The organism is Vibrio sp. Vb0598, from assembly GCF_033338935.1.
GTDB lineage: Bacteria > Pseudomonadota > Gammaproteobacteria > Enterobacterales > Vibrionaceae > Vibrio > Vibrio alginolyticus.
Genome location: NZ_JAWOTP010000005.1, coordinates 47,255 through 63,582 on the forward strand (window position 1 = coordinate 47,255; position 16,328 = coordinate 63,582).

General features: G+C 44.9%; 14 protein-coding genes. 8 read left to right on the plus strand and 6 right to left on the minus strand.

Annotated features, from left to right (window positions below; translation table 11 throughout):
- Window positions 1-28: 28 nt before the first annotated feature.
- Window positions 29-544, plus strand: coding sequence for a GNAT family N-acetyltransferase (locus tag R7Q38_RS07190; protein WP_017634886.1), 516 nt, complete (start codon window positions 29-31; stop codon window positions 542-544).
- Between the two features lie 147 nt (window positions 545-691).
- Here the strand turns inward: R7Q38_RS07190 and rplY are convergent, their stop codons facing one another.
- From rplY to R7Q38_RS07215, 5 genes are all read right to left on the minus strand, one after another.
- Window positions 692-970, minus strand: coding sequence for a 50S ribosomal protein L25 (gene rplY / locus R7Q38_RS07195; protein WP_005378066.1), 279 nt, complete (start codon window positions 968-970; stop codon window positions 692-694).
- Window positions 971-1,254: 284 nt separating this feature from the next.
- A complete protein-coding gene (locus R7Q38_RS07200) occupies window positions 1,255-2,604 on the minus strand; it encodes an ATP-binding protein (RefSeq protein ID WP_005378071.1) in 1,350 nt (449 codons plus the stop codon).
- Entirely contained in the window at window positions 2,594-3,253 is a 660-nt protein-coding gene (locus tag R7Q38_RS07205; RefSeq protein WP_005378073.1) for a response regulator transcription factor, read from the minus strand. Before R7Q38_RS07205 ends, R7Q38_RS07200 begins: the two co-directional genes overlap by 11 nt.
- Before the next feature lie 76 nt (window positions 3,254-3,329).
- Window positions 3,330-3,695, minus strand: coding sequence for a PepSY domain-containing protein (locus tag R7Q38_RS07210; protein WP_411913400.1), 366 nt, complete (start codon window positions 3,693-3,695; stop codon window positions 3,330-3,332).
- Between the two features lie 155 nt (window positions 3,696-3,850).
- A complete protein-coding gene (locus R7Q38_RS07215; RefSeq protein WP_318114173.1) occupies window positions 3,851-5,602 on the minus strand; it encodes a DEAD/DEAH box helicase in 1,752 nt (583 codons plus the stop codon).
- Window positions 5,603-5,723: 121 nt separating this feature from the next.
- Between R7Q38_RS07215 and rsuA the strand changes: the two genes are divergently transcribed.
- The 3 genes from rsuA to R7Q38_RS07230 all read left to right on the plus strand — a co-directional run bounded on the left by rsuA (window position 5,724) and on the right by R7Q38_RS07230 (window position 8,726).
- Window positions 5,724-6,425, plus strand: a complete 702-nt coding sequence (rsuA, locus tag R7Q38_RS07220) for a 16S rRNA pseudouridine(516) synthase RsuA (RefSeq protein ID WP_005388670.1) — start codon at window positions 5,724-5,726, stop codon at window positions 6,423-6,425.
- 436 nt (window positions 6,426-6,861) lie between these two features.
- On the plus strand, window positions 6,862-8,064 hold the full coding sequence (locus R7Q38_RS07225) for a Bcr/CflA family multidrug efflux MFS transporter (protein WP_017820848.1): 1,203 nt from the start codon (window positions 6,862-6,864) through the stop codon (window positions 8,062-8,064).
- The gene (locus R7Q38_RS07230; RefSeq protein WP_195723103.1) at window positions 8,064-8,726 is read left to right on the plus strand and encodes a DUF2913 family protein; all 663 of its coding nucleotides are present in this window, start codon (window positions 8,064-8,066) and stop codon (window positions 8,724-8,726) included. The genes R7Q38_RS07225 and R7Q38_RS07230 overlap by 1 nt, the downstream gene beginning before the upstream one ends.
- 30 nt (window positions 8,727-8,756) lie before the next feature.
- On the opposite strand, the gene R7Q38_RS07235 is transcribed toward R7Q38_RS07230, so the two are convergent.
- Window positions 8,757-10,208 (minus strand): DUF2867 domain-containing protein, encoded by a 1,452-nt coding sequence (locus R7Q38_RS07235; RefSeq protein ID WP_213876563.1) that lies wholly within the window; start codon window positions 10,206-10,208, stop codon window positions 8,757-8,759.
- Between the two features lie 94 nt (window positions 10,209-10,302).
- On the opposite strand from R7Q38_RS07235, the gene R7Q38_RS07240 reads away from it, so the two are divergent.
- From R7Q38_RS07240 to R7Q38_RS07255, 4 genes are all read left to right on the plus strand, one after another.
- A complete protein-coding gene (locus R7Q38_RS07240; protein ID WP_239931981.1) occupies window positions 10,303-11,679 on the plus strand; it encodes an MATE family efflux transporter in 1,377 nt (458 codons plus the stop codon).
- A gap of 187 nt (window positions 11,680-11,866) precedes the next feature.
- The gene (locus tag R7Q38_RS07245; protein ID WP_005378040.1) at window positions 11,867-12,538 is read left to right on the plus strand and encodes an ABC transporter ATP-binding protein; all 672 of its coding nucleotides are present in this window, start codon (window positions 11,867-11,869) and stop codon (window positions 12,536-12,538) included.
- Window positions 12,519-14,972 carry an ABC transporter permease gene (locus R7Q38_RS07250; protein ID WP_213970479.1) on the plus strand — a complete coding sequence of 818 codons (2,454 nt, stop codon included), beginning with the start codon at window positions 12,519-12,521 and terminating at the stop codon, window positions 14,970-14,972. Before R7Q38_RS07245 ends, R7Q38_RS07250 begins: the two co-directional genes overlap by 20 nt.
- Entirely contained in the window at window positions 14,972-16,096 is a 1,125-nt protein-coding gene (locus R7Q38_RS07255; protein ID WP_042521997.1) for a lipocalin-like domain-containing protein, read from the plus strand. Before R7Q38_RS07250 ends, R7Q38_RS07255 begins: the two co-directional genes overlap by 1 nt.
- Window positions 16,097-16,328 lie beyond the last annotated feature (232 nt).

The following is a 16,328-nucleotide window of genomic DNA, read 5'->3' on the forward strand; positions in this document are numbered from 1 at the left end:
AAGTGGTGAACGCTAATAAAGGATGCTTATGAGATACACAGTAAGGGACGCACTCAAAAAGGAAGCAGCCCAAATCGCCAAGATACACGTTGACTCTTGGCAGGTGGCGTATAAAGGATTAATGCCAAAGAGCTACATAGAGCAGTTTACGATTGAGCGTCGAGAAAGGATGTGGGCACGAGTGATGACGGAGCAACTGGCCCAATTGATCGTAGTTGAGAGGCAAGGAGAAATTGTTGGCTTTTTAAGTTACGAGTTACCTAACCACACCAGCGAAGATAAAACGGCATTAGTGACATGTTGCTACGTTACGCCGCTACATTATGGGCAAGGAGCAGGAAGTGCACTGTTAGATGAGTTAGAGACACGTTTGCTCTCTACGTCAGTTATGCAGATCAGTTTGAAAGCACTGGATACTAATCAACAGGGGCTTAACTTTTACAAGAAGTGTGGTTTTGTGCGTACTGGAGAGGAAGAGTCGGAAGTGATTGAGAGTATGACGCTGACCGATCTCACTTTAGTGAAGTATATTGCCCGATCATAAATCAAATGCTATATGCCAAATATAGTAAAACCCCGGAGGTGGTAAGACTCCGGGGTTTTGAAATTTTTTAGATGTCTCGGTTGGTAAGTCCGATTATCTTTTATGCAAAAGGTTTGGATTTAATCCGATTAATTCCTTCGTAGGGAATTAGATACGGATGAAGTCCATGTGTTCAACTTTTGGCTTGAACGCGTGACGTTGAACGTCTTGTGGCTTAACTTTAACTTCTTTGCCATCGATAACTAGAACGATGCCTTCGTAGAATTCAGGCTTGTCCATTTGGTTTACGATGTCGTCGTGGTTAAGAACGATAGCTACTGCTGCTTCTTCACCGCCGTATACAACTGCAGGGAATTTGCCAGCGTGACGTAGGCGGCGGCTCGCACCTTTACCTAGTTCAGTACGTACTACTGCTTCGAATTTCATAGTATTTACTCTCAAATTAGTAAAAATCAAATGTTCACAATCAACAATGCGACCTTGTTGTTCGTGGTAAAGCTTGAAACAGGAACTGTTCAAGCGAGCGCGGATACTATCATTCCACTTCTAAATGGGCAACCCAAATCGTATCCAAACCAACAAAAAGGTATGATTTAGCGGGGTGGAAGGCTATCCCTTTTAACGCTTTGCTTGGATTTTGTTCACATCGACTTCATTTTCATCGGTTTACTGATCATGGTCCGAAAAACAAAGTTTATGTGTTATATGCTTTATGTTCGGCTGAGATGTAAGACTAAAGATGCTTTTAATCCACCTAAAGCGCTTGTATCCAATGTTAATTGACCTCGGTAACTGTGTGCCATTTCACTGACTATGTTTAGACCAAGACCTGAGCCAGGGGTTGTTTCATCCAATCTAACTCCTCTCTTGATTACTTGACTCAGTTTCTCTTTAGGGATACCTGGCCCATCATCTTCAATAATGATGTGTATATTTTCCTTATCCTGAGAGGAGTGCACACGAATCATGCTGTTGGCCCACTTATAGCCATTTTCTAGCAAGTTACCTAGCATTTCATCGAGATCGGTCTGCTCTACTGCTACATTCAGCTCTGAATCAAGTTCATTAATTAAGGTAATGCTTCGGCTCGCATACACTTTATCAAACGCCATTGAGATAGCATCCACACGATCTGCTGGGTTCGACTTCACTGATAATATGTTCATCGATCCGGCCATACGGGCACGACCCAAATGGTAATCGATATGGTCTTGTATTTGATTGATTGGAGCTCGGAGACGGGATTGTGCCTCAGGTTCTAACGTCTGAACTTCATTTTTTAGAACAGAAAGTGGCGTTTTAAGTGCATGAGATAGGTTACCTGCATGATTGCGAGCTCTCTCTAGTAATTCTTGGTAATGGAACAGCAGAGCGTTGAGGTCGAAGATTAGAGGAGAAATCTCTTTTGGGTAGGTTTCTTCTAGACTCTTTTTATTACCAGACTTCAGCTCGGCTAATTCTTTTTGTAGCTTTGTAAGCGGACTCAATGACCAAGCAATTTGCAGTAAAATGACGGTAAGCACGCCCGCGAATAATAAACCCAAAATAAGCCAAAGTTGGCCGATTAACGTCTGAAGGGTATTTTTAATGGGCTCTTCGTCAATACCAATAATAATGTGAATAGGACCATCGTAATCAGGAAGATACAGCGCTTTTTCTAGCGTAATTAGTTTTTCGCCTCTTGCTCCATACGCATCTTTATCCAAACCTTTGTATTCGATTTTTTTGTCCCACAACGAACGAGAACGTTCGAGGCTTGCCTCTGTAGAGGCGCTCCAATACAAACCACTGTAAGGTCGGTTAAATCGAGGGTCTGATAGCTGAGCTGCGAGTGAAAGATGCCCGGTGTTATCGACTTCTAACTGTGCGGCGACTTCATCCATAAAAATGCTGAGCTGTGAGCGAGTGTCATCAACCATATAGTTGTAGACCTGCGTCGGTATCGTCACACCAGCGGCGAGGATCATTGCCGTTAACCAAACGATCGCCGCTAAAACGAGGCGACTTTTGATACTCAGTCGTTTTATTGCGTTCAACGGTAGCCTGTTTCTATTCGGCATTTAATTGGTATCCCAACCCTCGGACAGTTTTGATGATCTTTGGTGCGATTTTTTTGCGAATTCGGCCGATAAAAACTTCGATTGTGTTGGAGTCACGATCAAAGTCTTGTTTGTAAATGTGCTCGACGAGTTCGGTTCGAGAAATCACTTTTTCCGGGTTATGCATAAAGTAAGCGACCACTTTATACTCTAGCGCCGTCAAGCTTACCGCTTGCCCTTGCCACATGACTTTAGAAGTGCGTGTATCTAAGCTCAAGTCGCCAATTTGCATCACAGGAGAGGCATTACCAGAGGCTCTTCGTAGCTGTGCACGAATACGAGCGATAAGCTCAACCATTTCAAATGGTTTAGTTAGGTAATCGTCTGCACCTGCGTTTAAGCCTTCAACTCGCTGCGTTAGGGTGTCGCGAGCGCTTAGAATCACGACAGGAGTATTAATGTTTTCATCTCGGATGCCTTTTAGGACGGTAAGACCATCCAGTTTTGGCAAGCCGAGGTCAAGAACAATGGCGTCCCATTCTTCCGAAGTCGCGCGATACAGAGCGTCTATGCCATCTTGGGACAGTTCTGGTACCCAGCCGGTACTTTCTAATGTTTCGATGATTTGCTCGCCTAAACGAGGATCATCTTCAACAACAAGTATTTTCATATTGATGATTCTGATTATGTTTGGATTTTTATCGAAGTAAGCTACGCATCGTGTCTGGATTACGCATTAGACAAGTTTAGTTGTTTTGCGGCTTTAACGCTTTGTTAAAGCTGCGACCTTTGATCTCAAGCATTTCCAGCGTGGCGGCGTCGTACTCAACTTTCAGGACGCTATTGTTGTACAGAATTTTCAATTCATACACCCAAGCACCTTCATCTTCTTCAAGCTCGACCTTGATGATGCGGCCGTATAGGTCGTTTTCTACTGCGGCGTAAAGTTCCGAAAATGGTCGTATATATCCTTGTTGAACCGCGCGATAGACCTCATCTTGATCTTCATCGAATTCGATGCGTGTTCCTGGCTTTTCGACATCTTGCACGATGGCGTGGCCATTTTGTGATGTGTACTCGTTGCCATGCTTGGCAAAACTTGGTGCACACATGAATGTCGTGATAAGGCCGAAAAGTAACGCAGAATGTAGAGAGTTCGTTGCTTTATACATAGTCAAACCTTTTCTGGAGCGTTAGCCGCAGTATATCGGAGATAGATGAACAGAGAGTGAATCAGCTAATTAAGTTTTGCCATGTGTTGTCGATGTTATTTCAACTCATCTTCAAAAATTTTATCTCGCAGCTTCCAAAAGCGACCAGATTTTCTAGCAATAACAAACTGAGGCAAACGGAAACGATGTTGATTAGCGACAACGCGTGTCGGTGAAGCCTCTTCAAAAGGGCGATGCTTGTCTGCTAAGTGGGGACGTACGAACTGATCTTTAAACGTTTGTTTTTGTTTTTTGGTACCCAATGACCAAAACTCATGAACTAACGCATTGCCTTCGCCTTGGTATGGTTCACCAGAATACGTCACTTTTAGCTGAGATTTACCATCACTGGACTTAAATACAGATAGGTCCATTTCTGTGCATTCAAAGATTAATGCATCTTTGAGACTAAGGGCTTCTTTTAGCTTTTTATCTGGGTCAACGAGCGTCGCGTCACACTCATGACAAATTCGTGCAGCGATATCGTTGTCCGCACCACATTCACCACAGTATTTGGCACGAAAACGGTAGCCACAGTGTTCACGTTCGCCTGTGTCTTCATCTTCAAAGTAACCTTGGCAACGTCTGCCAAAGTGTTCAACCAAGAAACCGTTACTATCCAACTTACCCCAGAAGTTGTTATTGAATCCGCAAGCCGGGCAAGGAATCGTGATAATTTCACTGTCAGAGTCTGGTTTGGGACCACCGACTTCAGGTTGGTATAAATCGTAGCTGTTGCCTGCGTAATCAAGCACTAAACATTCTGATTTTCCGTCTGATAAGCGTAATCCTCGCCCTACAATCTGCTGGTATAGACTGACTGACTCTGTTGGTCGCAAAATCGCGATTAAATCGACATGCGGCGCATCAAACCCGGTTGTCAGTACCGAAACATTGACTAAGTATTTTATTTGACGATTCTTGAACGCTTGGATGATCGCATCGCGCTCCGGCGTAGGTGTATCACCAATGACGATTTCAGTTTCGCCTTCTGGCAATAAACTGTGTATCTCCTGTGCGTGTCGAACAGTTGCAGCGAAGATCATGACACCTTGACGCTCTTTCGCATATTGCATGATTTGCTCAACAATTTGTGGAGTCGCACGTTTGGCTTTATCGATCACCATGTCCATTTCTGCTTCTTTGTAGCGTCCGGTGTTAGCGGGCTTCAGCTGTGAGAAGTCGTAAGACAAAACGGGCGCATCCATCATGCGGGCTGGAGTGAGGAAGTTTTCGTCGAGCAAGTAACGGATCGGCAGTTCGAAAATACAATCGCGGAAGAATCGAGGCTCTTCGGTTCGCACTTGACCTCGGGTGTGATACTGATAAATCCAGCCCATTCCTAAACGATAGGGTGTTGCAGTTAGTCCCAGCACCTTAATGCCAGGGTTCAGTTCTCGTAAGTGAGTAATAACTTTTTGGTAGCTGCTGTTTTTGTCATCTGGCACACGATGGCACTCATCAATAACGAGCAGAGAAAACTGGTTTTTGAACGAATCTAAGTTACGTACGACCGATTGAACCGAAGCAAACACGACTTGCTGGTCAGTTTCTTTTCGTCCCAATCCTGCTGAGAAGATGGAACCTTTTAAACCATAACCTTCATACTTTGCGTGGTTTTGCTCGACCAGTTCTTTTACGTGGGCGAGGACTAACACTCGTCCTTTCGCAAGGCGAGCAAGTTCTGCGATCACCAAGCTTTTTCCTGCACCGGTTGGCAGCACGATCACTGCTGGTGTCGAGTGTTTACGAAAGTAATGAATAACGGCTTTAACCGAGTCGGCTTGATAAGGACGAAGTGTGTACATGAAAATATGTGAAATTGCTCAACTATTCGAACGAGGAACGCTATAATACCTGACTTTTATACCCAAGTGACCTTTAAACCAATATTTAGAGGTCACTTGGGTATAATTCAATGAGGTATTCATGCGTTTAGATAAATATTTGTGTGACGCTCTGGGTGCAACACGCAAACAGGCAACAAAGATCATCAAAAGTGGAGACATCACCGTTGACGGTGAGGTTCAAAAAAGTGGTGCATTTAAAGTACCTAAAGGTGCGGAAGTGATGTGGGAAGACCGTGTTATTGGTGCTCCTGGTCCTCGTTACATTATGTTGTATAAGCCTGCTGACTTTGTTTGTTCACATGAAGATGGCTACAACCAAACTGCATTCGCATTGCTTGATGAGCCTAAAATTGAAAACCTTCACTTTGCGGGCCGATTAGATGTCGACACAACTGGTTTAGTGTTGATTACGGATGATGGTAAGTGGTCTCACCGTATTACCTCACCTAAGCATAAGTGTGAGAAAACGTACCGTGTTTGGCTCGTCGATGCTATTCAGCCAGATTACGCGGAAAAGCTCGAACAAGGCATCATTTTGCGCAATGAATCAGAAGCAACATTGCCCGCTCGTTTGGAAATCGTGAACGAGGCCGAGAATGAAGTATTGTTAACTATCGTGGAAGGTAAGTATCACCAAGTGAAACGTATGTTCGCGGCGTTAGGAAATAAAGTTGAGTACTTACATCGTGAGCGTATTGGTTCTATCGAACTTGATGAGGCACTAGAACCAGGTGATTATCGCTACCTCACGCAAGAAGAAATTGATTCTATTTGGAATTAATTGTCGGCATGGGAAATTCTTTAGTTCCTAATAGGAACTAGTCTTTTGGTAGGAATTGGCTCAAAATAAATTTTCCTACCAAAATTAGTGCCTAGACAATTCCGGTGTGCTTACTCATCTCAGTGATATGCCTTTGCATTTAGCTGATGCATGCATACTCTTATTGCAAAGCCTTCGGCTACGGTGAATGGAATGATGGTGTCAACGCCATCATTTTTACTGCATTGTGTTTGTTTCCCATAAACACATTTCGCTTTCACATGCTTTTCTATGTCGAGTTCGTCAAGGTCACACCTTGGTACATATTTGCCCTTATGATTCTCGAACGTTGGATAGAACAGGTTTTTGGCTTCTACATTCAGCGATATGAGAACTTCCGTTATTTTCACTTTGTTCTGCAAGTATTGACGGTAGGGCTCCAACAAGAGGTAAAAGAATGACAGAAAAAGCTCAAAGTGCTCCGCAATCCCAAATCAGTTTTCTATTGTTTCTGGTACTAGGAGCGATTGGTGCTTTGACGCCTTTGGCGATCGATATGTATTTGCCTGCGATGCCGACAATTGCGAAAGATTTGGGGGTCGCGCCTGGCGCGGTTCAGATTACGTTGACGGCTTATACCGCGGGTTTTGCGATCGGCCAGTTAATTCACGGGCCGCTTGCCGATAGCTTTGGTCGCAGACCTGTGTTGATTTTAGGCGTACTTTTCTTCGGCTTGGCTGCTGTTGTGAGTGCGACAACAAATGGCATTGATGCGCTGACCTATGTACGTACGGCACAAGGTTTTGCTGGCGCGGCAGCGGCGGTCATTATCCAAGCTGTCGTGCGTGACATGTTTGACCGTGAAGACTTTGCACGCGCAATGTCCTTCGTTACTCTGGTCATTACTATTGCGCCGTTGGTGGCACCGATGATCGGTGGCCATCTCGCGATTTGGTTTGGTTGGCGTTCCATTTTTTGGGTATTAGCTATTTTCGCTGTAGTCGTGATTTTTCTCGTACTTTGGAAAATCCCTGAAACGTTACAGCCTGAAAATCGTCAGCCTCTTCGTTTCCGCACGACGCTGAGAAACTACGCCAGATTATGCTCCAATCCTGAAGCGATCGGTTTGATGCTCTCAGGTGCGTTTTCATTTTCCGGAATGTTTGCATTTTTGACGGCGGGTTCGTTTGTTTATATTGATTTATATGGTGTTCGACCAGACCACTTTGGTTACCTATTTGGTTTGAACATTGTGGCGATGATCATCATGACCAGTATTAATGGTCGCTTGGTGAAGAAAGTTGGTTCCCATGCCATGCTTCGTTTTGGGTTGTTCGTGCAACTTTTGGCGGGGATTGGTTTATTCGTAAGTTGGTTAATGGACTTCGGATTATGGGGCATTGTACCTTTTGTTGTGCTGTTTATCGGTACATTGTCGACGATAGGTAGTAACGCGATGGCGCTGCTTTTAAGTGGTTACCCATCAATGGCGGGTACGGCGTCGTCTCTAGCGGGGACATTAAGATTCGGTATCGGTTCATTGGTTGGTGCGCTGGTGGCATCACTGCCCGGGAATGTTGCTTGGCCGATGATCATCGTGATGTTTGCTTGTTCTGTGCTTTCAGCACTGTTTTATTGGACTTTAGGAAGAAAGGCGTAATGTCGAATTACACCAAAGAAATTCAAAACTTGGTTAACTCAGCACTTGAAGAGTTAGATCAAGAGCATCGCTCAGGTAAGTTAGCCAATGCCCCTGTTGCGAATAACCATTATTTAGTGCGTTGGGTAACAAAGGCGCTAAAATCACAACGTTTCGGACGTACAGTGGGCGATGACTTAACGCGTTGGCAAAAAGCAGGTCGCTCAAAGGGGAACGATGCTGGTTTGTTGTTTATCTTCAAGCGTATTTCTGCTTTTTATGCGCAATTCTTCCCTGAAGGTGAAGACTCCAAAGTGTTCAAAGATTCAGATATTGAGTCTTTTCTTGATTTGATGGAGCAAGCAGGCTGGGAAGTCTCAACGTCTGAGCAACTGATTGGGTGCGGCAAAGTACAAATCTTCACTGAAGGTCAAAACTCTTTAGCGTTATGTGCAGACCAATGCGAAAGCTGTTTTGATGGCGAGTGGCTCGTAAAGCCAATGAGTTGGTTTGTGCGTGGCAATCATGCTGAGTTTGTTGAGAAAGCAGCGCAAGCGGGCTTTATGGTTCATAAGGTAACAGACTACAAATCGATGGTGAAATACCATGGCGAGTACCTTATTTTTCCAGCAAACGAAGGCAACCAGTTAGCCGAAATTCCACTCTCGTTCAAAGCTGACTAAAGTGACATTTTGAGTGTTTAGAAGCCCCTGTTATTGGGGCTTTTTGTTTTCTAAACGGTTTGCTTCTTTCGCGATGGCTTTGACCATGCCTTTAAATATGAAAAGATGGGCTGGCATCATTGCAAACCAATAAAGCAGCCCAAGAAACCCTTGCGGGTGCCACCAGGCGGTAATATCCAGCTCTCGTTCGTCACCGAGATCTTTGATGGTAATTTCTAAACGCCCAAGGCCTGGGCCTTTCATACCAAAAAACAGTGAAAGAAACTGATTATTATCGCAGCGAATCACTTTCCAAGAGTCAATAAAATCACCGACTTTAAGCTCTGGTCCAGGAGGAGAAACGCGAATCGGTTTTCCGCCACCAAAAAAGATATCGAGCCATTCACGTGTACGCCACAAGATGTTGGCAAAGTAATAGCCTTTTTCGCGACTCCCGATCTTTTGCGCCACTTTCCATAATGCCGCAGCGGAGGCATGAGTTTTAATGCTCGCTCCAGCTTGTTTTGGGTAATAGCCATATCCTGGTTGCCATCGACGAAGCGCTGCGGGTTCAAACCCCCAGACATTACTGCGTACAAATGTGCCTTCATCTTGAATGGTATCAGTTACCGCTTGCTCGTAGCTGATCAGCGTTTGAGGAAATCGTTCTTCAATCGCTTTGGAGTTTGCAATGTAGTCGTGTTCTAAGCCCGCAAGTAATGCTTTACCGATACTAGTTGGCACTGAGGTAACTAAACCTAGCCAGTACGATGCCATTTTCGGAGTAAGTAGCGGGGTCGACCACAGTCGATACGGCTTGTTGGTGATTAGGCAAATGACTTTGAACTGTTCGCGGTAGCTAAGTGTATCTGGCCCACCAACTTCATAAATTTGACTTTCTTCTGGAGAGGGGGCTTCTGCTAACTTCAACAAATAGTGGTTGAGATTGGGCAAGGCAATAGGGTTCGCTTTTGAGTCGACCCATTTAGGCGCGATCAAAATAGGTAAGTTGTAGACAAAGTCACGCATGATTTCGAAAGCAGCAGAGCCGGGGCCGATGATAACGCCAGCACGCAATTCAGTTACTGGAATACCAGACTGTCGAATTATTTTTCCCGTGGCTTTACGAGCGGCTAAATGGCGAGAGTTTCCGGTTTGAGGTTGAATGGCACTCAAATAGATAACATGCTCGACGGAGCTTTGTTCCAACGCATATTTGAAGTTCAAAGCAAGGTTTAGTTCGTACTCAACAAAGTCATCACCTTGAGCCATCCCGTGCACGAGAAAAAATACTAAATCAAAATCGTTCACTACAGCCTTCGTGGTCTCTGCGTCAGCCAAGTCGAGATACCTTAACGTTAAATTAGGGTGAGGCTGAGTTCTTGACTCTAAATAATCAATATGTCGCGCCGCTGCTGTGACGGCGTAACCTTTATCTAAAAGTAACGGAAGAAGTTGAGAGCCAATGTAACCCGAGGCGCCTAGCACCAACACCTTTTTCATTATCTGTCCTTTTATCGTTGGTGGAATAAACACCACAGAGTATAATCATGAGACACTTTCCCCATTCTATCAATAAGTTGTCGTTGGAGCGCTTGTGACTTTTCTTTCTCAACTCTCAATACACGCAGATAAAGCATTCTTACGTCGTTTATTTGCAATCGCGTTACCAATTACACTGCAAAGCATGATGTTTTCAAGCCGAAGCCTCGTCGATGTTCTTATGCTTGGTCAACTTGGCGAAGCAGAAATTGCCGCAGTTGGAGTTGCTGCGCGCGCGACTTTCGTCACCACCATCATGTTAGTTGGGGTGACAACGGGCGGTGCGTTGTTAACTGCTCAATATTGGGGGGCTGGCGATAAAGTTGGGGTGCGTCGCAGTACCGCTTTAACATGGATGATCGCAATGATGTTTGCTGCGATTGCTGTTGCTTTGTTTGTTGTTTTTCCACAACTCATCATGAGCTTGACTACCGATTCACAAGAAGTGATTGAATTAGGGGCCAGCTATCTCATTATTTCGTCGGTTAGCATGTTTGCTGTTGCATGTGTGGCCAGTATGTCGGTGGGCCTAAGGGCGATGCACCAACCAGGCCTAAGCACTTTTTTTAGTGGTATAGGCATTTTATCTAATGTGTTTCTTAACTGGGTTTTAATTTTTGGTCAATTAGGCTTTCCTGCTCTGGGTATTACGGGAGCAGCGATCGCAACGGTAATCAGTGGCGCGATCGAAGTAGGTTGCTTGTTTGGTTATCTATGGTTGAAAAAACACATAATCGCATTTGGTTGGGATGATATACGCGCAGGATTGGTCTTAGATAAAATTACGCGTTTCTTGAGCCTCTCTTTGCCAACCACATTTAACTTCTTGGCGTGGGCTGGTGGGCTGTTTGCTTATCATGCCATCATGGGGCAAGCAGGTGTACAAGGTTTGGCGGCACTTTCCGTAATGACACCTGTAGAGTCGATCGCATTGGCGATGATGATTGGTTTATCGAATGCGGCTGCAGTTCTAGTCGGGAACCAGCTCGGCGCTCGTAATTTTGAACCCGTTTATTATCAAGCATGGGCTACGGTCATTTTGAATGTGCTTATCGCATTTGTGGTCGCCGTCTTGTTGATAGTGTCAAATCAATGGATCCTTAATGCGTTTAGTGCGCTGACGACAGACACTCGCGAGTTAGCTGAACAGTTTATGGTGATTCTAGCGTTGGGTGTCGTGCTACGCTCGGTGCCGATGATGGCGATTGTTGGTGTATTACGTGCGGGCGGTGATGTTAAGTTTTGTTTGTATCAAGACATCTTGGCGCAGTGGGTGATCGGGATTCCACTCGCAGCATTTGCAGCGATTTATCTCAATTGGGATCCACAATGGGTTTACTTACTCTTTTTGACGGAAGAAGTTGTGAAGTGGGCGATTTGCTTGCCAAGAATGGTTAGCCAAAAATGGATGAGAAACCTGATTGGCCAGTAAAGAGGAACAGAGTTTATTTTGGCTGCAAAAATCTGCTCAAAACGTCAACAAAATTAGCAACAGAAAGTGAATCGAGTTGCATTTGTACTTCCATAGTGTGATCAAGCATTCAAAATACTTTCTACTAACAGGATTTTAGTGTAGATTCTGATCCCAATTTTTAAACACCATCCGAGCGGCATAATCAATGTTAAAACTGTCAGACCTATGTAAAGGCTATGTAGACGGGGGAGAGTTTCACCCTGTATTACAAGGGGCAGAATTAACATTGCAGCAAGGTGACCAAGTCGCTCTGATGGGAGAAAGTGGTTCGGGTAAAAGTACTCTGCTGAATTTAATCGCCGGATTAGATACTGCTGACTCTGGTGAAGTGCAGTTTCCAAATTTTGCTATGCATGAAGCACCGGAGCATTTAAGAACCCTTTATCGCCGCAACAATATTGGGAATATCTTCCAACAATTCAACCTGCTTCCTACACTTAATATTGCCGACAATATTCGTTTTTGTCGTCAGTTAAAAGGTCTGCCGGAAGATAAAGAGTTGTGGCGTCAAATTCTTTCTGCTTTGGACTTAATGCCATTGCTAGGACGTTATCCGGAAGAGGCGTCTGGTGGTCAGCAACAACGTGCGGCGATTGCTCGTGCACTCTATATGGAGCCAAAAATCCTGCTTGCTGATGAGCCAACTGGTAGCCTAGACGAGCGAAACGCAGAAGCCGTAATGCGCTTACTAACGAGTCTCGCTCGCCAACTGGAGTGTACTTTGCTGTTAGTGACGCACAGTGAAAAAGTGGCCGCCCATATGGAAGGAAAGATTCGACTTCAAGGAGGGCAGCTACATGTTATGGCCCGTAGTTAAGGCACTACTCGGTCATTACCGTCGTTACCCTCTACAAATTATTCTTGTCTGGCTGGGATTAACTTTAGGCGTGTCCCTCCTTGTTGGTGTTACTTCTATCAACCAGCATGCAAAACAAAGTTATGCTACTGGGGAAAAGCTTTTCTCCAATCCTTTGCCATACCGAATCCGAACGAAGCACTCTGCCAATAAAATTCCTCAAGGTTTCTATATTCAGTTACGTCGAGCTGGGTTCAACCAATGTGCACCGTTTGACGTGCTTCATCTAGATGCCAAGACCGATATGAGCCTGATGTTGGTGGGGATAGATCCTGTCGCGATGATCCCACTACAACAAGGAAAATCGCTAGGTGAGATGCCTGTTTTATCACTAATGAAGCCTCCTTATCCTATTCTTGTTAGTCAAGATTTGGCCGCTTACATGAGTTGGCAGGATGGGGACTTCATTGAGATGAATGACGGAAGTCGTCTTGGGCCTATTCAAGTAGATAAGGACAAGATGCTTTCGGGTACTCGGCTGGTTACTGATATATCGTTGTTGCGTATGCTCAAGCGGAGCTCAGGTTTGTCTGCGATTTCTTGTGGTGAAATGCCAGAGGAAAAGCTAATAGCACTGAAAAACATGCTGCCAAACGGAATGACGCTCGTTAGGAATACGCGTACAGAGCTTGAGTCGCTAACTAACGCATTCCATATGAATCTCACCGCGATGGGAATGCTGTCGTTTTTGGTCGGGTTGTTTATTTTTTATCAAGCGATGTCTCTGTCTTTCATCCAGCGACAACGTTTGGTAGGTATTTTGAGACAGACTGGTGTTAACGGAACACAGTTAGCGCAAGCTTTATTACTAGAGTTGTCTTTGCTCGTCTTTATTGCGTGGGCGTGTGGTAACTTTTTTGGCTTGATCTTAGCAAATGAACTTATCCCAGCAGTGTCTTCGAGCCTGAGTGATTTGTATGATGCCAACGTAGGCTTAACCATAGGATGGTCATGGCAATCTAGCTTATACAGTCTAATCATGGCAGCGATGGGTGCGTTGATATCGTGTCTGTGGCCATTAATCCGTTTGTTGAAGTCACAACCAATCCGCCTTTCTTCTCGACTGTCGCTAATGCGATTTGCTGGAAGAGAGTTCTCTTGGCAGGCGCTTGCGGCATGTGCGTTTTGTGTCGCTGCAATAGCGGTATATCAGGCGCCGAAAACACAAGAAACCGGCTTTGCAATTATTGCGCTGATGTTGATTAGTGTGGCGTTGTTTATGCCATTTATTATGTGGCATATGTTCCAAAGTTTTTCTTATACCATGCGATGGGTTCGTGTCCGTTGGTTTTTTGCTGATGCAGCAGCCAGCATGAGCTATCGAGGTGTGGCTACGATGGCGTTTATGTTAGCGCTGGCGGCAAACATTGGTGTAGAAACAATGGTCGGAAGCTTTCGAGATACAACCGATAAGTGGCTAAATCAGCGATTAGCCGCTGATGTGTACATCTATCCGACTAACAATTCAGCCGCTAGGATGAGCGCATGGCTCCAGAATCAGCCAGAGGTGAACTCGGTTTGGTGGCGCTGGGAAAAAGATATGCCGACCGAGCATGGTGCTCTGCAAGTTGTGAGTACTGGCTCTTCTGAAGGTGAGTTAGACTCACTTACCGTCAAGTTAGGTGTCCCAAATTACTGGTATCAACTGCACGCTACCAAGAGCTTAATGGTCAGTGAGTCGATGGCCTTGAAGCTGGATATCCGCCCTGGCGATTTCATTAACTTGCAAGAACCGCTTGGTGGTGATTGGCAAGTCGTAGGCGTTTACTACGATTATGGAAACCCATATAACCAGGTGATGATGTCGCACCGGAATTGGCTGTATGCATTTGCAGGTACGGGTAATGTTGGTCTTGGCGTAGTATTAAAAGATAACGTCAATGGAGAAGGGCTGAAAAATCGCTTAGAGAATGTATTCCGTCTCCCGCAAGATCGTGTGTTTGATAACGGTAATATTTATAGCCAAGCAATGAGAGTGTTTGATCATACCTTTGCGATAGCAGGAACCTTGGGCAATATCACGCTGATTATTGCCGTGTTTGGTTTATTCTTTGCGACGTTGGCAGGAGAACTTTCACGGCAGCGGCATTTTTCCTTATTAAGGTGCATGGGTGTGTCCGGAAAAGAACTTGTCGTATTAGGTGGTTTGCAGCTATTCGTCTTCGGAGCCATTTCTGCGATTATTGCAGTGCCGCTCGGCTTGGCGCTCGCACATTTGATCGTTGATATTATCATTAAGCAATCATTTGGCTGGTCTCTAGAGCTTCAAACGATTCCATGGGAGTATGCTCAAACCATTGCTTGGGCGATGCTTGCCATCATGGTTGCTGGCGCATTGCCAGTTATTAGAATGATCAAAAGTACACCGATGAAGTCATTAAGGGACGCGTTGTAATGAAAAAAATGGGCTCTAAAAAACGCTTGTTGGTTTCAACGCTCATTGTTGTTACGTTCGCTTTTCTGACTGGGGCTGCTTTTTACTCAACTTTTTGGTTAGAGGCGACAGCAACACGAGAAAGCGAACTTGATTCTATCTTAACGCGTGAAAATCAAACGATTTTCGAGCCTGTACTACCTAATGAGCATGTCTCTTTACCCTCAGACTTTCGCTTTCATCCCGAGTATCAGCATGAATGGTGGCACTACTTTGCGAAACTAAAAGATGAGCAAGGCAAGATCTACAATGTTCAATGGAGCTATTTCAGGGTTGCGACGGACGAGCGAGAAACCAGCGGTTGGCAGAACCCTCAATTGTACATTTCACATGTTGTCGTCAGTCATGGCTCGCATGTATGGAAAGAGCAACGGGTAGCTAGAGGTGGGATAGGCCAAGCTGGTATGATCAATCGTCCTTTCAGGTTATGGATTGATAATTGGACTTGGCGATCACTCGGTGCGACGCCTTTCCCGGGCAACTTGAATGTGAATACTGATACGTTTGGACTTGAGCTCAATACCATGACAAGCGGCCCCTTTGTGGTGAATGGAGACAAAGGCTTCCAAGTTAAACATGCGTTGCAATCTGTTGCTTCTTTCAGCTTCAGTGCTCCATTTTTAAAAGTAAAAGGCAGCTTAAGCTTAAATGGTAAGCGATTCTCAGTGACGGGTTCTGCTTGGGCGCAAAAAGAGTGGGGCAGCGGCTTAATTGGTGAGGGGCAACAAGGCTGGGATTGGTTTGTTTTCAATTTAGATGATGGTCGAGCATTAACTGTTAGCCGTTATCGTCACCATGGGCAAACACCGCACGTGTTTGGCACGTTGTCGACACGCTCAGGTAAAGTCATCAACCTCTCAGACGATGATATCAGTATTAAACCAATGCAAGTGACCAGTTTATCCAATGGAAGAAGGTTACCTTTGCAGTGGATTATCAATATTCCGAAGCATCAAATTAATTTGACTACCCGCATTATCAAGTCAGATATGTGGCTACCCTTTGTAATACCTTACTGGGAAGGGCCTACTTTAGCTTCCGGCTCCAATGAGGCTTGGGGCTTTATGCAGCTGACAGGCTATTGAGTTGTGAAGAAAACCACCCCCTACGGGTGGTTTTTTAGTGCGCGAAGCTTCCTAGCTTTTTCTCAAAAGTACGGGGTTATCATGATGGTACAAGCCGTGTTATGCTGATTTTCTCATCATCTTGATAAATATTTGGTGCGACAAAAACAAATACGATCTCCGATCAAAATTGAGTGTCATGTTGGAAAATACGATGTATAGTAAACTTAACATCGAAAAAACCGAAGTTTAT